Genomic DNA, 17,927 nt, shown 5'->3' with positions numbered 1-17,927 from the left:
CAGGTCGCGGGTGCACGGCACGCCGGGCCGCCGGGCACCCCGCGCCGGCCGGCGGGCGTGGCGCGTGCCCGGCGAACTAGGGTGGGACCATGAGCGAGGACGTCACCGGCCCCGCGACGCCCCCCGAGGACCCCCCGCCCTACCCGGCGCACTGGGAGGCCGACGTCGTGCTGCGGGACGGGATCCCCATGCACATCCGGCCGATCACGCCGGAGGACGCCCCGGCCCTGCAGGAGCTGCACCAGCGGCAGTCCCCGCTGTCGCAGTACTACCGCTTCTTCGCGCCGATGGCCCGGCTCAGCGACAAGGACCTGCACCGCTTCACGCACGTCGACCATGACGACCGCGTCGCCCTGGTCCTCACGAGCGGTGAGCGGATCCTCGCCGTCGGACGGTACGACCGCATCGAGCCGGACGTCGCCGAGGTCGCCTTCTACGTCGCCGACTCCGAGCACGGCCGCGGGCTCGGCTCGGTGCTCCTGGAGCACCTCGCCGCCGCCGGCCGCGAGCGAGGCGTCGCCCGCTTTACCGCGGAGGTGCTGCCCGCCAACGCGCGGATGATCCGCGTCTTCCGCGACGCCGGGTACGAGGTGCGCCAGGAGCTGGACGACGGCGTCCTCCACGTCGACTTCCACATCGAGGAGACCGGGCGCTCCTGGACCGTCATGGCAGAGCGTGAGCAGCGGGCCGAGTCGCTGAGCATGCGCACGATGCTCTCCGCGGGATCGGTGGTAGTGGTCGGCCTCGGGGGGCCCGAGCAGGTCTTCGCCGAGCGCGCCGCCGCCACGATCCGTGCCGGGGACTTCACCGGGCCCGTCCACGTCGTCGGTCTAGACGACGCCGCGGCGTACCCCGCCCTGGTGGACCTCGCTCGCGACCTCACGGAGTCCGGCCGGGCCGGGCCCGAGCTCGCCGTGGTCGCGGGGGAGCCCGACGCCGTCGTCGCGGCGGTCCCCGACATCGCCGCCCTCGGCGCGCACGCCGTCGCCGTCCTGTCCGGCGGCTTCGCCGAGGAGGGCCCCGTGGGCCGGCAGCGGCAGGAGGAGCTCGTGCGTCGGACGCGCGCGGCCGGGATGCGGCTCCTCGGGCCGGCCTCCTACGGGCTGGTGGCCAACGGGCAGGCGGGTCGCCTGGACGCCACCCTGCGCCAGGGCATCGGCCGGGGCGGCGTGGCGCTGTTCACCCAGTCCGGTGCCATCGGCAGCGCGCTGCTCGCCGCCGTCCAGCAGCGCGGGATCGGGCTGCGCAGCTTCGTGTCCGCCGGGAACCGCGCCGACGTCTCCGGCAACGACACCATGCAGGCGTGGCAGGACGACCCGGAGATCGCCGCCGCGGTCATCAACCTCGAGTCGGTCGGCAACCCCCGCAAGTTCTCCCGGATCGCGCGCAGGCTCAGCGCCACCACGCCGCTCATCACCGTCGCCAGCGGCCGGACCGGCCAGCAGGTGCCACCGGGACACACCGTGCGGACCACCCGCGAGCCCCAGCGGGTGTTCGGGCAGATGCTCGACCAGGCCGGGGTCATCCGCGCCCGCACCACCCAGGAGATGCTCGACCTCGCCCAGCTGCTGGCCGCTCAGCCGCTGCCCCGCGGCCCCCGCACGGCGGTGCTGAGCAACTCCGGCGCCCTGACGAGCACCATCGCCGGGACGGCGCGCAGCCACGGGCTGCGACCCAAGGTCTCGGGAGCCGGGCTGCACGCACTGGCGGGCGCGGAGGACTACGCCCGCGAGCTCGCGCGGCTGCGGGAGGACGACACGTGGGACGCGCTCGTCGTCGCCCACGTCCCGCCGTTCGGCGGGGGAGACCCGGGCGTGTGGCGGGCCGTGGCAGCCGCGGCCGCCGGGGAGCAGCGGCCGGTCCTCGCCGCCGTCGAGGGACTTCTCGGGCTGACCCCGGAGCTCACCGCCGAGGGCAGGGTGGTGCCCGCCTTCGCCACCCCGTCGGACGCCGTCGCGGCGCTCGCGGGTGCCGTGAGCCACACGCGGTGGCGCCAGGGGGACCGCGGCGAGCTCGTCGACCCCAGCGGCCTGGCACCGGCACGGGCCCGGGAGCTGCTCGCACCCGTCCTGCGCGGGCTCGACACGGGCGACGTCGTGCGCCTCGAGCAGGATGCCGTCGCGGAGCTGCTCGCCTGCTACGGCCTCACCCTCGTGCCCTCCCGCGCGGTGACGAGCGCCGAGGAGGCGGTCGCCGCCGCCGAGGAGCTCGGGTGGCCGGTGGCCCTGAAGACCCGCGACGAGATCCTGCGGCACCGCGCCGATCTCGGTGGCGTCCGGCTGGACCTGCGGACCGCCGCGGAGCTCACGTCCGCCATGACGGTGATGGCCCGTGACCTCGCCGCCGTGGGCCGGGAGCCGAACGGCTTCGATGTCCAGGTGATGGCCCCCTCCGGTGTCGCCTGCGTCGTCCGCGGGACCGAGGACGAGCTCTACGGTCCGGTCGTGTCCTTCGGCCTCGGAGGGGACGCCGTCGAGCTCCTCGACGACGTGTCCTACCGGATCCCGCCGCTCACCGATGTCGACGTCGCGCAGATGATCCGCTCGGCCAAGGCCTCTCCCCGGCTGTTCGGGCACCGGGGCCTGCCGGTCCTGGACGTCAGGGCGCTGGAGAACGTCGTGGCGCGGGTGTCGGTGCTCACCGACGACCTGCCCGAGGTGCGCCAGCTGCTCCTCAACCCGGTGCTCGTCGGTCGCCGCGGCGCCGCCCTGCTCAGTGCCGTCGTCGAGGTCGCGCAGCCCGGCCGCGCCGACAGCGGACGTCGCGTGCTTCCCGGTGTCGGCGCAAGTGGTGCCAAGATGGACCAGTGGACCGCCGCAACGTGAGGAACGACCTGCAGGCCCAGCTGAGTGCTGACCTGGACCGTGCCGGGTACTACCCGCGACTCGTCCAGGGCGTGCTCGACATCGCGCTCGCCGGCGAGGAGGTCCGCGCCTACCTCGTCCACCCCGAGACGACGTTCGACTCGCGCGAGGTGCGGCGCCACCTCACGGCGCTGGCGCTCACCCCCACCCGGCTCGTGATGGCGCACGTCGACGACGTCCCCGGGAACGAGGTCCCGTCCGCGGCCGCGACCACCGAGGCCGTGCCCATCGACCGGATCGCCTCGGTCGCCCTGACCCACGGCGTCAGCGACCCCGCGAGCACCCACGGCGGCCTGCGGTCCGACGAGCTGACCATCGCCGTCACCTGGGGAGGCGCGCAGCAGGTGGACCTCGCCCCGGCCGGGTGCAGCGACCCCGAGTGCGACGCCGACCACGGCTACACCGGCCTGCTCACCCCGGAGGACGTCGTCGTGCGGGTGAGCGCGCAGGCAGAGGGCAGCAACGCCCTGGATCAGGCCCTCGACTTCGCCCGGGCGCTGTCCGCCGCCACGGTGGCGGCGTCGTGATCGAGCCGCCCAGCGACCTCCGGCTCCCCGACTATCAGGGCGCCAGCCTGCGTGCCGTGCTGCCGGCCGCGCTCGACGCCGTCGGCGCCCCGACCACCAGCGGGGGTCGCACCTCCGCCGAGGACAGGAGCACCCTCGGGCTGCCGCAGGCCCCCAAGGTCTGCGTCGTGCTCGTCGACGGCATGGGTGCCCACATGCTCGCGGCACGCGGCGGCCACGCACCGTTCCTCCGCTCACACCTGCCGGACGCGCTGACCCTCACCAGCGGCTACCCCTCGACGACGGCCGCGAGCCTGACGATGTTCGGCACCGGGTCCTGCCCCGGGCAGACCGGCATGCTCGGCTACACGGTGCGCAACGACGCGGACGGCTCGCTCCTCAACCTCGTCAGCTGGGAGGAGGCCACCATCTCCCCGCGCGAGTGGCAGCCCCAGCCCACGCTCGTCGAGCAGCTGGGGACGACCTCCTGGGGGCGGCGCGTCGCCAGCGTCGGACCGGCGCGCTTCGTGGGCTCGGGCCTCACCGAGGCGGCCCTGCGCGGTCCCCGCTTCGTCGCCGCGGACTCCCTGGCCGACCGTGTGGACGCCACCTGCACCCTGCTGAAGGCCCGCGACACCGACCTCGTCTACCTCTACTGGGGGGACGTCGACAAGATGGGCCACCAGCACGGCTGGGGGTCGTGGCAGTGGGGGGAGGCCGTCGAGCTCGTCGACGCCGAGATCTCCCGGCTCGCGCGGCTGCTGCCCGCCGGGACCCTCCTCCTCGTCACCGCCGACCACGGCATGGTCGACCTCGGACCCGACTCCCGGATCGACGTCGCCACCACACCCGAGCTCGACCGGGACGTCGTCCTCGTCGCCGGTGAGCCGCGCGCCGTCCACGTGCACGTCGAGGCGGGTACGGCCGGCGCCGTCGCGGACCGCTGGCGTGACGTGCTCGGCGACTCGGCCTGGGTGCTGCTGCGGGAGGAGGCCGAGCAGATCGGTCTGTTCGGGACGCTCAGCGAGCGCCACCGGACGACCGTCGGTGACGTCGTCGTCGCCACCCGGGGCACCCGGGCCGTGGTCGACTCACGGACCCAGACGCCGTCGTCGATCGCCCTCGTCGGGGTGCACGGCTCGCTCACCCCCGCCGAGCTCGAGATCCCGCTCCTGCGCGTGGTGGTGTAGTGGCCGAGCTCGTCTTCTTCGCCGGGACGATGGACTCCGGCAAGTCCACCCTGGCCCTGCAGATGGACTACAACTACCGCCGCCGCGGCCTGGAGGGGCTGATCTTCAGCCGCAACGACAGGGCGGGGCTGGGGGTGCTCTCCTCGCGGCTCGGTCTGGCAGTCGCCGCGGTCGAGGCCGACGACGCCACGGACTTCTGGCAGGAGGTCGTCGACCGGCGCACGCACGGTCGGCGGGTGGACTACCTCGTCTGCGACGAGGCCCAGTTCTACAGCGAGGACCAGGTGGGCCAGCTGGCGCGGCTGGTGGACGACATGGACGTCGACGTCTTCGCCTTCGGGATCACCACAGACTTCCGCACGCGCCTGTTCCCGGGCTCCGCCCGGCTGCTCGAGCTGGCCGACCGCGTCGAGCAGATCCAGGTGGAGACGCTGTGCTGGTGCGGACGGCGTGCGACCCACAACGCACGCACCGTCGACGGCCGGATGGTCACCGAGGGCGAGCAGGTCGTCGTCGGCGACACCGAGGCGGAGACCGCACCCGGCGCCGGCGTCGGCTACGAGGTCCTGTGCCGGCGCCACCACGTGCGGCGGATGACAGCGGTCGTCGCCGGGGCCGTGGAGCTCAGCCCACCGACCCTGCTCGAGTGAACGGGGTCGCCGTCAGGCGGTCAGGGTCACTCCGGCTTCGCGCCGAAGACGATCTCGTCCCAGCTGGGGACGCTCGCCCGCCGCCCGCGGCGCCGCTTGGCGTCCTTGGACTCGGGCTCCCGGCGCTGTGCCGGGAGCTGGGCGCGGCGCTCCGCGGGAGCGGCCGGTTCCTCGGCCGCGGGCTCTGCGGACGGCGGCGCCTCGGCGGCCGGCGCGGGGCGGGCGTCGCGTGGCATGGGGAGGACCTGCGCGTCGACGGCCTCGTGCTGGCGGGACGCCGGTGGGTGCGCGGCCGGCGGCAGACCCCAGTCGTCCTCGTCCTCGGCCTCGGCCGGGTCGAGCTCGGGACGGGTGCCGCGGGTGGCGCGCAGCTCGGCGAGCAGGTCGTCGGTGCTGGCAGCGGGCAGGTCGCCGAAGCCGAGGTCGTCGCTCTCCTGGTCGGCCGCGTCCTCGGTGAGGTCGGCGTCGACCGCGGCGAGGGCGGGACCGAGGTCACCGTCCGCCTCGACGTCGTAGAACCGTACGGGGGTGAGGTGACGGTGCGCGGGGGCGGCAGGGCCGACGTCCGTCTCGGACAGCCAGCGGGCCTCGTCGTCGACGGCGTGGGTCGTGCGGGCGGTCATGTCGACCTCCCAGCGCGCCTCGCGGCGCCTGTCGCCGGCAGCGAACCGGGCGATGAGCTCCCACGGCCGGTCGAGGTTGCGGACGGCGTCCCAGCTGATGTCCGGCTCCCGGACTCCGCGCGTGGCGAGCCGGTCGAGGACGAGGTCACCCAGCGGAGGGGAGTCCTCGGCGCGCCCGACGGTGAACCGGCGGGCCTGGTCGACGACCCAGTTGCGTTCGGCGAGGACCGGGCCCTCGTACCGCTGGACGTGCTCGACGGGCAGGCCGGCAGCCTCCGCCACGTCCTGCGCCGTGGCGCCGGCGCGGATCCGCGCCTGGATCTCCTTGGGCCGCAGCCCGCCACCGGCACGGATCTGCTCGAGCTGGGGCCGGTCGCGCCGGACGGCAGCACGCAGCGCGTCGTCCACGGGCAGGCGGTAGCGCTGGCCGTCCGGACCGGCGAGCGTGAGGTGCTCGCCGTCGCTGTGCAGCCCGACGAGTTCGAGCTCTAGCATGTCGTCCCCCTTCGAGGTATGTACCGAGGGTGCCACCGCTCGCGGCCCAGATGCCGGATTGCGGCCGGTGTGTTCGCCCGACCCTGACAGCATGGACCACGCCCGCGCCACCGGCCGCCAGGCGCCCCGGCGTGCCACGACCCAGGAGGACGTCACCATGACCGACCCGGACGCCGTACCCACCGAGCTCATGCGGACCGCCGAGCTCGTCGCACGCGAGGCCGGTGACCTCGTCCGCGAGGCGTTGACGGGCACGGTCGCGGCCGCGGAGACCAAGAGCAGCGGCGTGGACCTCGTCACCGAGGTCGACCGGGCCGCGGAGGCGCTCATCCGCCGCCGGCTCGCGGAGCTGCGCCCCGACGACGGCGTCCTCGGTGAGGAGGAGGGCAGCCTCGCCGGCTCCTCCGGACTCACCTGGGTGGTCGACCCCATCGACGGGACCACCAACTTCGTCTACGGGCTGCCCAGCTACTCGGTGAGCGTCGCCGTCGCCCGCGCCGAGGGGGAGGACCCGTACGGCTGGCCGCTCCTCGCCGGTGCCGTCCACGCCCCGGCGACCGGGGAGACGTGGACGGCGGCCGCCGGGCACGGTGCCTTCGCCGACGGCCGGCGCCTCACCGTCACCGGCGCACCCGCCCTCGCGACGTCGCTCCTGGGGACCGGCTTCGCCTACACCGCGGACCGTCGCTCCGGCCAGGCCCGCATCCTCACCGCGGTGCTGCCGACGGTGCGGGACATCCGCCGGCTCGGGTCCGCCGCCGTCGACCTCTGCCTCGTCGCCGAGGGGCGGCTGGACGTCTTCTACGAGCAGTACCTCAACCCGTGGGACATGGCCGCCGGGGCGCTCGTCGTCACCGAGGCGGGGGGCGTGGTCCACCGTCTCGGCTCCGGCGAGGACGGGCTGACCGTCGCCGGACCCGCCGCCCTCGTCACGGAGCTGCTCGAGGTGCTCCGTCCCGCCCTCGGCTGAGGGGTCGGCACGGCGAGATTCCGGTCACATGCCGCCCGCCCGCGAACCGCGGCATTCCGCGGATCCGCGGACGTCCTGCCCACCGAGGCCCCGGTCCACCGCGACGTGCCGGGGCTCGATGGTGCACAATCCGGGTGCCGCGGGAACAAAGAGAGGCGCTTTGCGTTCCTGAGGTACGGCACGATCCGTGCCCCACACGACGAGACGAACCGGAGCGTGACGTCTACATGGCGACCGACTACGACGCGCCACGCAAGAACGAAGAGGACCTGTCCGAGGACTCGATCGAGGAGCTCAAGGCTCGCCGCGCGGAGAGCAGCTCGCCCGCGGTCGACGAGGACGAGGCGGAGGCCGCTGAGGGCTTCGAGCTGCCCGGCGCGGACCTCAGCAACGAGGAGCTCTCCGTTCGCGTGCTGCCGAGGCAGGCCGACGAGTTCACCTGCTCGCGCTGCTTCCTGGTGCACCACCGCAGCCAGCTGGCCTATGAGGACGGCGGCCAGCTCGTCTGCTCGGAGTGCGCTGCCTGACCTGCTCGTCCGAGCGCAGCAGCAAGCTCCGTAGGGCGCCGGCTGGCCACGAGCCAGTACGGCGTCGGGTCATCCGGGTCGACGACGGCGACGCGCACAGCCTGCCGCACCCACGGGCGGTGGCAGAGGTACGCGCGGGCGTCGGCCTCCGGACCCATCGCAGCTCTCATCGCATCGGCGTCGAGCACCTCGGCCGTCCCGAGGTGCTCGACGCCGATCCGTGCGTTCCCGGCCCGGAACGTCGGGCCCTCCCCGACGGCGGGCTCGCCGAGGTCGACGACGACGAGCGGGGCCGTCGCCACGAGCGCGCCGACGAGGGCCGCCACCGCGAGCGCGCCGACGACGTACCCGGCCACCTCGTGGAAGGGCCAGACGAGGGCACCGACGACGACGCCGGCCAACGCAGCCAGCACGAGGTTGACCGGCCGCGGCCGCAGCCGCTCACGGAAGATCGAGGTGTCCACGGCACCAACTCTGCCACCACCCGCCGTCCCACCCCGCTCCGCGCCGGGCAGGTGGGCCGTGCCGCCCCGCGGAAGTCAGTACAGTCGCGTGCGTGACTGACTACGACGTGGTCGACGTGCCGCTCCAGCGGCTCGACCCCGACCTTCCCGTCCCCCGCTACGCGCACCCCGGTGACGCCGGGGCCGACCTCTGCGCGCGGCACGACGTCGAGATCGGCCCCGGGGAGCGCGCCGTGGTCCCGACCGGGGTCGCGATCGCGCTTCCCGAGGGCTGGGCGGCCTTCGTCCACCCGCGCTCCGGGCTGGCGGCCCGCCACGGGGTCACGGTCGTCAACGCGCCGGGTACGGTGGATGCAGGATTCCGCGGTGAGATCCAGGTGATCCTGCTCAACACGGACCTCCGGCAGCCGGTGCGGCTCCTTCGCGGTGACCGCATCGCACAGCTGGTCGTCCAGCGTGTGGCGCAGGCACGGTTCACCGAGGTCGAGGACCTGTCCGAGTCGGTACGCGGCGCGGGCGGACTCGGGTCGACAGGTGGCTGGGAGGCCACCGGAGCAGCAGCGGGAGGCACGAACTGATGGCGCTCTTCTCACGACGACGCGCGGCGGAGCCGGACGAGCCCGGGACGACGGACCCGGAGCCGGCGGCGCCGGAGCCCGCGCAGGAGCACGGACCCTGGGACGTCGCCGACGTGCCCGAGCTCGGGCAGCGGCTCGACCTCGGGGCGCTGCGCGTCCCGGCGCGCCCCGGGCTCAAGGTGCGGATGGAGCTGGAGAAGCGGACACGGCAGGTCGTCGCGGCGAGCGTGTCGATCTCCGGGTCCGCGCTGCAGGTGCAGGCCTTCGCGGCACCCCGCTCGGGTGGGCTGTGGGAGGAGCTGCGCCCCGAGATCGTCGCCTCGGTGACGAAGCAGGGCGGGACCGCCGACGAGGTCGACGGCCCCTTCGGGCGCGAGATCCTCGCCCGGCTCCCGGTCACGACCCAGGACGGCCGCATGGGGCACCGTCCGGCGCGGTTCATCGGCGTCGACGGCCCGCGGTGGTTCCTGCGCGGGGTGCTCAGCGGGAAGGCGGCGATCGACCCCGACGCCGCGAAGGAGCTCGAGGACCTCTTCGCCGACGTCGTCGTCGTCCGTGGGCAGGAGGCCCGCCCGCCCCGCGACGTGCTGGCGCTGCAGATGCCGGGCAAGGCAGGCCCGGCCGAGGCGCAGGAGGCGGAGGGCTCGTCCCTCGACCCGCTCACCCGCGGGCCGGAGATCACCGAGATCCGCTGATCGTCGTGGCTCAACCGGTAGCGGAGACCCGTGCACGGCAGCGCACCCGCGTCGCGGGTGCACTCGTGGCCGTCACCTACCGTCCCTCGGGCACCAGCCTCGTCGCCCGGCTGCACGACGGGACGGGGGAGCTCGACCTCGTGTGGCTCGGCCGGCGCCACATCCCCGGCATCACCCCCGGACGGCGGCTGCTCGCCGAGGGCGTGGTCTACTCGGGGGACCACCGACCGACCATCTTCAACCCGGCCTACCGGCTGCTCCCGGAGGACTCCCCATGACCACTGGCTCCACCGACCCGGACGCCGTGCCGGAGGCCGTCCCGGAGGCGGTGGCCCGCTCGCGGATGAGCCAGCTCGCCGGGGAGGACTTCTCCCTCGCCGAGGCCATCGGCGGCGTACGTGGGCTCGTCGAGTCCGTCGCCCCCGGGCTGGTCTTCGTCGTCGTCTACCTCGCCTCCGGGCAGGAGCTGGTGCCGCCGCTCGTCGCGTCGCTCGCCGTGGCGGTCGTCCTCGTCGTGGCGCGCCTCATCGGCGGGACGCCGGTGACCCAGGCGCTCGGCGGGATCCTCGGTGTGGGGATCGGTGTCCTGTGGGCGTGGCGCTCGGGACAGGCGCAGGACTACTTCGCCTTCGGCCTGTGGACCAACGCCGTGTACAGCGTCGCCCTGCTCGTCAGCGTCCTCGTGCGCTGGCCCGTCGTCGGAGTCGTCGTGGCGCTGCTGCGCCTGGAGGGATTCGCCTGGCGCACCGACCCGGCCCAGCGGCCCCGGCTGCGCCGCTACGTGGCCGCGACGTGGCTGTGGATCGCGCTGTTCGTCGCCCGCCTCGCGGTCCAGGTGCCGCTCTACCTCGACGCATCGACGGCGTGGCTGGGCACCGCCCGGCTCGTCATGGGGGTGCCGCTGTGGGCGCTGGCCCTGTGGCTCACGTGGCTCCTGGTGCGGGAGCGACCAGCTCCTGCAGTGCCGCCGGGTCCGCCTGCCCGCTGAGCACGAGGACCAACCGGTCCCCGGCGACCACCTGCTCGTCGCCGTCGGGTGGGATCGCCTCCCCGGCGCGGATGATGGCAGACAGGAAGCAGCCGGGTCCCCAGTCCACCTCCCGGGCCGTGCTGCCGGCGACCGGTGAGCCGGCGGCGAGAGTGACCTCGTGCAGGCTGGTGCCCGAGCCGTGGAACGTGAAGATCCGTACGAGGTCGCCGACCGACACGGCCTCCTCGACGAGGGCCGTCATGATCCGCGGCGTGGACACCTGGACGTCCACCCCCCACGCGGAGTCGAACATCCACTCGTTCTTCGGGTTGTTCACGCGCGCCACGACGCGGGGCACCGCGAACTCGGTCTTGGCGAGCAGCGAGACGACGAGGTTGGCCTTGTCGTCCCCCGTCGCCGCCACGACGACGTCGCAGGAGTCCACGCCCGCCTCGGCGAGGCTGGAGATCTCGCACGCGTCGGCCAGCTGCCACTCGGCGTCGGCGACCGACGCGACGCGCATGGCGGCGGGCTGCTTGTCGATGAGGGTGACGGTGTGCCCGTGGGCGAGGAGCTCGCGGGCGATGGACCGGCCTACGCTCCCGGCGCCGGCGATGACGACCTGCATCAGGAGACCTCCGGGGGTGCGGCCGCGAGCACCCGACGCGCCGCCTCGATGTCGTCGGTGCGGGTGAGGACGTGGAGGAGGTCACCGTCCTGCAGGACCGAGCCCTCCTCGGGCAGGAGCGCGGTCCCGCCGCGGGTGAGGTAGGCGGTGCGCGCACCCGACGCGGCGTCGAGGACGGTCAGCGGACGGCCCACCCAGCCGCTGTGGACGTCCATCTGCACGAGGGAGACGTGTCCGGAGGCGTCGCGGAAGTCCGCCGCCGCGCCGGGCATCATGCGGCGCAGCACCTGGTCCGCCGTCCACCGCACGGTGGCGACGGTCGGGATGCCGAGCCGCTCGTAGACCTCCGCCCGACGGGGGTCGTAGATGCGGGCGACGACGTTCTCCACGTTGTAGGTCTCCCGTGCCACACGGGCGGAGAGCACGTTGGAGTTGTCGCCGTTGGAGACCGCCGCGAAACCGTAGGCGTCCTCGATCCCCGCCTGGGAGAGCGCGTCGCGGTCGAAACCGAGCCCGGTGACCCGCTGGCCCGAGAACTCCTCCGGAAGCCGGCGGAAGGAGTCGGGGTTCTGGTCGAGCACGGCGACGGAGTGACCCTGCTGCTCCAGCTGGGTGGCGATCGTCGCGCCCACCCGGCCGCAGCCCATGATGACGAAGTGCACATCGGCACGCTATCGCGCTCCGCCCTAGCATGAGTCCCCGTGAGCCATGACCCCGCAGCCTTCCACCGTGCGCTGCTCGCCGGGTCCCGTCCGCTCCGGCGTGAGTGGCACCCGGTTCCCGTCGCGGCTGCGGCCGTCCTGTGCGGCGACGCCGTCCTCGGCACCGGCTGGCCCCGGGAGGCCGTCGGCTGGGTGGTGCTCACGCTCCTCGGCGGGGTGGCGCTGCTGCTCCTCGGCCTGCGACGCGTGCCGGAGCGCCCCGCGCTGCGTCGTGACCTGGGACCGTTGGGCACGCCGCTGGCCGCGGCCGCCATCCTGCTCGGCCGGGTCCTGCTGATCGCGGCGTGCGCCTCGCTCGCCGCGACCCTGGTGGGCCTCGTGGCCCCGGTGCCGACCGGAGGCGTCCCCGTGGTCGCCGTCCTGCTCCTCGCCGTCGTCGGCGCGGCCCGACTCGTCCGGTGGGGCTGGGCCCGTGGCCGGGTGCTCGCCGTTGCCGAGTGGTGCGGCGTGCTCGCGCTCGCGGCGACGGTGGTCGCGGGGGCGCTCGTCGTCGGGACGCACCCGCGCGAACCCCTCCCTCGCACGGTGCTGACGGGCCAGGACGTCCTGGCGGTGCTCGCGGCCGGTGCGCTCGGTGGTCTGCTCATCCGTCCCGCGCTCGAGGGCACCCGCCGCGGGTCCGAGCAGCAGGCGGGGCAGCGGGTCCTCGGCGCGGTGGCGGGTGTGCTGGGCCTCCTCGCGGTGGCCGCTGCGGGCGCCGGCGGCACGAGCGACGCGGCGCGCGGTCTGACCCGTGTGGTGGCTGCCGCGGGGCCGGTCCCCGGTGCGGTGCTGGCCGTGCTCCTCGCCGTCGTCGTCCTCGTGGGCGCGGCGACGGCGCTGTCCGCCCCGCCGCTCCGGTGGCGCTCCGGCGGGCGTGCCGCGCAGCTCGGCAGGCCCGCGGACGAGGCCGGCACCGTCGCTGTCACGCTCTCGGCCGCGGTCGCCGTGTGGCTCGCCGCGGGCGACGTGCCCGTCCTCGTCGCCTGCTACGCCGTCACGGTCCTTCTGCTGGCCGTCCTCGCCCTCGGCACGGGTCGTCGCCTGTGGCGTCGGGCGCTGGACGCCATGTACCAGCCCGCCGCGCGCCGGCGGGCGTGGCAGGGACGGACCGTCACGGGTGTCGGCACGGTCGTCGCGAGCGTGCTGCTCCTGCTCGCCGCCGTGCGCGGCTGGGCCGTCGTCCCGGCACTCCTGCTCCTGTCGGCGATGATGTGGGGTGTGAGCCGACACGACCGCGAGCTGGACGCCCGCCTCGTCCCCGAGGGTGAGGACCGGGCGCTGCCGACGGTCGTGCGCGCGTTCGTCGTCGCCGCGTCGCTCGACCGGCCCGCCCTGCGCGCCGTGACCTACGCCCGGGCACTGCGGGCGACGTCCCTCGAGGTCCTCACGGTGCCTCCGGACGACCGCGCAGCGGCGACCGTGCGTGACCAGTGGGCCGCGGCCGAGCTGCCCGTGCCGCTCGTCGAGCTCGCGGCCCCACCGGGTGAGGCGGCCACCGCGGTCGTCGAGCACGTCGCCGCGGCCCTGCGCGCCGAGCCGTCCGGCCTGGCCGTCGTGTACGTGCCGGAGGTGTGGGCCAAGTGGTGGTGGCGGCGGCTGCTCGTCGGGCGCGAGTCCCGACGGCTGCGCAGGCGGCTGGTCGCCCTGCCCGGGACCGTCGTCACGACGGTGCCGTGGACCACCGAGGAGAGCTGATCACATGGATGTCCTGAGCCGCGTCACGGTCGGGCCGCCCGCCCACGGGGGGCACTGCGTCGCGCGTGTCGAGGGCCGCGTCGTGTTCGTCCGGCACGCCGCGCCCGGTGAGGTGGTCGACGTCCGCCTCACCGACGCGGGCGAGGGGCGGCGGTTCTGGCGGGGCGACGCCGTCGCCGTCCACGAGCCGTCCCCGGACCGCGTGCCCAGCCGCTGGCCGGAGGCCGGGCCGGGGGGAGTCGGCGGGGGAGAGCTCGCGCACCTCACGCTGCCCGCCCAGCGCCAGTGGAAGGCCGAGGTCGTGCGCGACACGCTCCGCCGCATCGGGCACCTCGAGCTCACGCACCTCGCCCCGTTCACGGTCCACCCCCTGGGCGACGACGACGCCGGGGACGGCCTGGGCACCCGCACGCGCATCGACCTGGTGCTCGACGGCGAGTCCCGGGCGGGCATGTTCCGCTACCGCACCCACGACGTCGTCCCGCTCGGCGAGATGCCGCTCGCCGTCCCCGCGGTCACCGAGCTCGAGCTCTTCGCGCCCGGGCGCTGGGAGGGGCTGCGGCCCGGCACGCGCATCGACGTCGTCGCCCCGAGCGGCGGCCCCGTCGTCGTGCTGTGCGACGGCCGGCCGGTCGACCCGCAGCACCCGGCCCGCTCGCTCCGGGCGTCCGGGGAACGCCGGGGACGTGGTCGGGGACGGAGCGCGCCGGCGCGGGTCGCGGTGCACGAGCAGGTGCCCTCGTCCGTCGGGGACCTCGCCTACCGCGTCGATGCCACGGGGTTCTGGCAGGTGCACCGTGACGCGCCGGCCACCCTCGTCGAGGCCGTCCTCGCCGCCGTCCGGCCCGAGCGCGGACAGCGCGTCGTCGACCTGTACTCGGGCGCCGGCCTGTTCACGCTGCCGCTCGCCCGGGCGGTCGGCGAGGAGGGACGCGTCGACGCCGTCGAGCTCAACGAGCGCGCCGTCAAGGATGCCCGCCGCAACCTCCACGCCCAACCGCAGGCGGTGCTCCACGTGGCCGGCGTCACCGCTCCCGTCGTCGACGGGCTCGCCGGCCCGGCCGACGCCGTCGTCCTCGACCCGCCGCGGTCGGGTGCCGGCACGGACGTCATGACGTCGCTGACCCGCCTGCGCCCGCGCCGCCTGGTGTACGTCGCCTGTGACCCGGCCGCGCTCGCGCGTGACCTGGGGACCGCCGTCGAGCACGGCTACGACGTCGTCTCGCTCACCGGCTACGACCTGTTCCCGCACACGCACCACGTCGAGTGCGTCGCCGTGCTCGAGCCGCGGGACGGGTAGCGGACCGCCCGCGCCACGCCACGCCGTGGCGTGACTTCGCCGCCCGGACAAAGTATCTTGATGTCGAGATAACCTGTGGGTGGTGGCTGCTGCGACGGCACCACCCGCGTGGGACGATGGCCGACAGGAACGCAGCAGCGAAGCGGCAAGAGGAGCAGATGTGAGCGTCGACAGCTTTGGAGCCCGCTCCACCCTCACGGTGGGCGAGAAGAACTACGAGATCTACCGACTGGACGCGGTCGAGGGGCTGGAGCGGCTGCCGTACAGCCTCAAGATCCTCGCCGAGAACCTCCTGCGCACCGAGGACGGCGCGAACGTCACCGCCGACCATGTCCGCGCACTCGCCGGGTGGGACTCGCAGGCGGACCCGGACACCGAGATCCAGTTCACCCCCGCCCGCGTGGTGATGCAGGACTTCACCGGTGTGCCCTGCGTCGTCGACCTCGCCACCATGCGCGAGGCGATGGCCGACCTCGGTGGCGACCCGACGAAGATCAACCCGCTCGCGCCCGCCGAGCTGGTCATCGACCACTCGGTCATCGTCGACGTCTTCGGCAACTCGCAGGCGTTCTCGCGCAACGTGGAGATCGAGTACGAGCGAAACGGCGAGCGGTACCAGTTCCTCCGCTGGGGCCAGACGGCCTTCGACGACTTCAAGGTCGTCCCGCCCGGCACCGGCATCGTCCACCAGGTCAACCTGGAGTACCTCGCCCGCACCGTGATGACGCGGGACAACGACGGCGTCACCGTCGCCTACCCGGACAGCTGCGTCGGCACCGACTCCCACACCCCGATGGTCAACGGGCTCGGCGTGCTGGGCTGGGGCGTCGGCGGCATCGAGGCCGAGGCGGCCATGCTCGGCCAGCCGATCAGCATGCTCATCCCGAAGGTCGTCGGCTTCAAGCTCACCGGGTCCATCCCGGACGGCGCGACCGCCACTGACGTCGTCCTCACCATCACCGAGAAGCTGCGCGACCACGGCGTCGTCGGCAAGTTCGTCGAGTTCTACGGCGAGGGCGTCGCCGAGGTCCCGCTCGCCAACCGCGCGACCATCGGCAACATGAGCCCGGAGTTCGGCTCGACCGTCTCGATCTTCCCCGTCGACCAGGTCACCCTGGACTACCTCACGCTCACCGGCCGCGACGAGGACTCGATCCGGCTCGTCGAGGCCTACGCCAAGGAGCAGGGCCTGTGGCACGACCCGTCGCGTGAGGTGCAGTACTCGGAGTACGTCGAGCTCGACCTGTCGAGCGTCGTCCCGTCCATCGCCGGACCGAAGCGTCCGCAGGACCGCATCGCGCTGAGCAGCGCCAAGGACCAGTGGCGCGCCGACATCAAGAACTACATCGTCAACGGCAACTCGATCGAGAAGAGTGAGCTCGACGAGGAGCTGATGGACACCTTCCCGGCGTCCGACGCGACGACCCCCGACCCCACCCACCACTCCTCGGAGCGGGGCCGGCCCGTCCACTCGGCCGCCCCGCCGCACGGGTACGAGCGTCCGAGCAACCCGGTCCGGGTGACCATGGAGGACGGCACGGACGTCGAGCTCGACCACGGCGCCGTCGTCATTGCCGCCATCACCTCGTGCACCAACACCTCCAACCCCTCGGTCATGCTCGGCGCGGCCCTGCTGGCGAAGAAGGCGGTGGAGAAGGGCCTGAAGACCAAGCCCTGGGTCAAGACCTCGATGGCACCCGGCTCCCAGGTGGTGTCGAACTACTACGACAAGGCCGGCGTGTGGCCCTACCTGGAGAAGCTCGGCTACCACCTCGTGGGCTACGGCTGCACGACGTGCATCGGCAACTCCGGCCCTCTCCCGGAGGAGATCTCCGAGGCGGTCAACGACAACGACCTCGCGGTGGCCGCCGTGCTGTCCGGGAACCGGAACTTCGAGGGCCGGATCAATCCGGACACGAAGATGAACTACCTGGCCTCCCCGCCGCTGGTCATCGCCTACGGCCTGGCCGGCTCGATGGACTTCGACTTCGCGAACGAGCCGCTGGGACAGGACACGGACGGCAACGACGTCTACCTCAGCGACATCTGGCCCAGCCCCGCCGAGATCGACGCCGTCATCGCCAGCTCGGTCAGCCAGGACATGTTCGAGGACGACTACGCCGACGTGTTCGCGGGCGACGAGCGGTGGCAGTCGCTGCCCACCCCGGAGGGTGACACCTTCGCGTGGGACGAGGAGTCCACCTACGTCCGCAAGCCCCCGTACTTCGAGGGCATGGGCGCCGACCCCGAGCCGGTGGAGGACATCTCCGGTGCCCGGGTGCTGGCCAAGCTCGGCGACTCGGTCACCACCGACCACATCTCCCCGGCAGGCGCGATCAAGCCCGACAGCCCGGCGGGCACGTACCTCGCCGAGCACGGCGTCGCCCGCAAGGACTTCAACTCCTACGGCTCACGCCGCGGAAACCACGAGGTGATGATCCGCGGCACCTTCGCCAACATCCGGCTGCGCAACCAGCTGCTCGACGGCGTCGAGGGGGGCTTCACCAAGAACTTTCTCACCGGTGAGCAGGAGTCGATCTACGACGCCTCGATGGCCTACCAGGAGGCCGGCGTCCCGCTCGTCGTGCTCGGTGGCAAGGAATACGGCTCCGGGTCCTCGCGAGACTGGGCCGCGAAGGGCACGACGCTGCTCGGCATCAAGGCCGTCATCGCCGAGAGCTTCGAGCGGATCCACCGCTCCAACCTCATCGGCATGGGTGTGCTGCCGCTCCAGTTCCCCGAGGGCGAGAACGCCGACTCCCTCGGCCTGGACGGGACGGAGACCTTCGCGATCTCCGGGATCACCGAGCTCAACGAGGGCCGCACGCCGCGCACGGTCCACGTCGAGGCGAGCAAGGAGGACGGCTCCACCGTCGAGTTCGACGCGCCCCTGCGCATCGACACCCCCGGTGAGGCGGACTACTTCCGCAACGGCGGGATCCTGCAGTACGTGCTGCGGAGCCTCGTCAAGGCCTGACCCAGCCCGTCCCGCACTCCGGTGAGAGCCGGGTTCCTCGGGGCACCGCCCGGTGCCCGCAGGAACCCGGCTCTCGTCGCGTGAGCTGCCG

Annotated in this window: 17 protein-coding genes; 13 read left to right on the top strand and 4 right to left on the bottom strand. The window is 73.9% G+C overall.

Annotated features, from left to right (window positions below; all coding sequences use genetic code 11):
• The first annotated feature begins 89 nt into the window (after positions 1-89).
• The 4 genes from VR894_RS08390 to VR894_RS08375 are packed head-to-tail and all read left to right on the top strand — an operon-like array spanning position 90 to position 5,210.
• On the top strand, positions 90-2,825 hold the full coding sequence (locus VR894_RS08390) for a GNAT family N-acetyltransferase (RefSeq protein WP_324650925.1): 2,736 nt from the start codon (positions 90-92) through the stop codon (positions 2,823-2,825).
• Positions 2,807-3,391: a DUF5998 family protein gene (locus VR894_RS08385; protein ID WP_324650924.1), complete on the top strand. Its 585-nt coding sequence runs from the start codon at positions 2,807-2,809 to the stop codon at positions 3,389-3,391. The genes VR894_RS08390 and VR894_RS08385 overlap by 19 nt, the downstream gene beginning before the upstream one ends.
• Complete coding sequence (locus tag VR894_RS08380; RefSeq protein WP_324650923.1) at positions 3,388-4,560, top strand: alkaline phosphatase family protein; 1,173 nt, start codon at positions 3,388-3,390, stop codon at positions 4,558-4,560. The genes VR894_RS08385 and VR894_RS08380 overlap by 4 nt, the downstream gene beginning before the upstream one ends.
• A complete protein-coding gene (locus VR894_RS08375; RefSeq protein ID WP_324650922.1) occupies positions 4,560-5,210 on the top strand; it encodes a thymidine kinase in 651 nt (216 codons plus the stop codon). The genes VR894_RS08380 and VR894_RS08375 overlap by 1 nt, the downstream gene beginning before the upstream one ends.
• Before the next feature lie 26 nt (positions 5,211-5,236).
• Here VR894_RS08375 and sepH read toward each other — a convergent pair whose 3' ends face one another.
• Positions 5,237-6,328 (bottom strand): septation protein SepH, encoded by a 1,092-nt coding sequence (gene sepH / locus VR894_RS08370; RefSeq protein WP_324650921.1) that lies wholly within the window; start codon positions 6,326-6,328, stop codon positions 5,237-5,239.
• A gap of 91 nt (positions 6,329-6,419) precedes the next feature.
• Between sepH and VR894_RS08365 the strand changes: the two genes are divergently transcribed.
• Positions 6,420-7,298 carry an inositol monophosphatase family protein gene (locus VR894_RS08365; RefSeq protein ID WP_324650920.1) on the top strand — a complete coding sequence of 293 codons (879 nt, stop codon included), beginning with the start codon at positions 6,420-6,422 and terminating at the stop codon, positions 7,296-7,298.
• Positions 7,299-7,525: 227 nt separating this feature from the next.
• The gene (locus VR894_RS08360) at positions 7,526-7,825 is read left to right on the top strand and encodes a DUF4193 domain-containing protein (RefSeq protein ID WP_324650919.1); all 300 of its coding nucleotides are present in this window, start codon (positions 7,526-7,528) and stop codon (positions 7,823-7,825) included.
• Here VR894_RS08360 and VR894_RS08355 read toward each other — a convergent pair.
• A complete protein-coding gene (locus tag VR894_RS08355; protein WP_324650918.1) occupies positions 7,780-8,289 on the bottom strand; it encodes a DUF3093 domain-containing protein in 510 nt (169 codons plus the stop codon). The two genes, VR894_RS08360 and VR894_RS08355, sit on opposite strands and share 46 nt — an antisense overlap.
• Positions 8,290-8,381: 92 nt before the next feature.
• Here VR894_RS08355 and dut point away from each other — a divergent pair, with 92 nt between their 5' ends.
• The 4 genes from dut to VR894_RS08335 are packed head-to-tail and all read left to right on the top strand — an operon-like array spanning position 8,382 to position 10,550.
• A complete protein-coding gene (dut, locus tag VR894_RS08350; RefSeq protein ID WP_324650917.1) occupies positions 8,382-8,867 on the top strand; it encodes a dUTP diphosphatase in 486 nt (161 codons plus the stop codon).
• The gene (locus VR894_RS08345) at positions 8,867-9,562 is read left to right on the top strand and encodes a DUF3710 domain-containing protein (RefSeq protein ID WP_324650916.1); all 696 of its coding nucleotides are present in this window, start codon (positions 8,867-8,869) and stop codon (positions 9,560-9,562) included. The genes dut and VR894_RS08345 overlap by 1 nt, the downstream gene beginning before the upstream one ends.
• Positions 9,563-9,567: 5 nt before the next feature.
• Positions 9,568-9,840, top strand: coding sequence for an OB-fold nucleic acid binding domain-containing protein (locus VR894_RS08340; RefSeq protein WP_324650915.1), 273 nt, complete (start codon positions 9,568-9,570; stop codon positions 9,838-9,840).
• Entirely contained in the window at positions 9,837-10,550 is a 714-nt protein-coding gene (locus tag VR894_RS08335; protein WP_324650914.1) for a DUF3159 domain-containing protein, read from the top strand. Before VR894_RS08340 ends, VR894_RS08335 begins: the two co-directional genes overlap by 4 nt.
• On the opposite strand, the gene VR894_RS08330 is transcribed toward VR894_RS08335, so the two are convergent.
• Both VR894_RS08330 and VR894_RS08325 read right to left on the bottom strand, forming a co-directional pair.
• Positions 10,486-11,160 carry a TrkA family potassium uptake protein gene (locus VR894_RS08330; RefSeq protein WP_324650913.1) on the bottom strand — a complete coding sequence of 225 codons (675 nt, stop codon included), beginning with the start codon at positions 11,158-11,160 and terminating at the stop codon, positions 10,486-10,488. The genes VR894_RS08335 and VR894_RS08330 overlap by 65 nt on opposite strands.
• Positions 11,160-11,807: a TrkA family potassium uptake protein gene (locus tag VR894_RS08325; protein WP_324651398.1), complete on the bottom strand. Its 648-nt coding sequence runs from the start codon at positions 11,805-11,807 to the stop codon at positions 11,160-11,162. Before VR894_RS08325 ends, VR894_RS08330 begins: the two co-directional genes overlap by 1 nt.
• A gap of 54 nt (positions 11,808-11,861) precedes the next feature.
• On the opposite strand from VR894_RS08325, the gene VR894_RS08320 reads away from it, so the two are divergent.
• The 3 genes from VR894_RS08320 to VR894_RS08310 all read left to right on the top strand — a co-directional run bounded on the left by VR894_RS08320 (position 11,862) and on the right by VR894_RS08310 (position 17,836).
• Positions 11,862-13,559: a hypothetical protein gene (locus VR894_RS08320; RefSeq protein ID WP_324650912.1), complete on the top strand. Its 1,698-nt coding sequence runs from the start codon at positions 11,862-11,864 to the stop codon at positions 13,557-13,559.
• Between the two features lie 4 nt (positions 13,560-13,563).
• Positions 13,564-14,859, top strand: a complete 1,296-nt coding sequence (locus VR894_RS08315) for a class I SAM-dependent RNA methyltransferase (RefSeq protein WP_324650911.1) — start codon at positions 13,564-13,566, stop codon at positions 14,857-14,859.
• A gap of 160 nt (positions 14,860-15,019) precedes the next feature.
• Positions 15,020-17,836 carry an aconitate hydratase gene (locus VR894_RS08310; RefSeq protein ID WP_324650910.1) on the top strand — a complete coding sequence of 939 codons (2,817 nt, stop codon included), beginning with the start codon at positions 15,020-15,022 and terminating at the stop codon, positions 17,834-17,836.
• Positions 17,837-17,927 lie beyond the last annotated feature (91 nt).

The organism is Georgenia sp. H159 (assembly GCF_035607575.1).
Taxonomy (GTDB): Bacteria; Actinomycetota; Actinomycetes; order Actinomycetales; family Actinomycetaceae; genus Oceanitalea.
The sequence above is the reverse complement of the archived record's forward strand: the minus strand, read 5'-3'. Positions and strand labels throughout refer to the sequence as shown.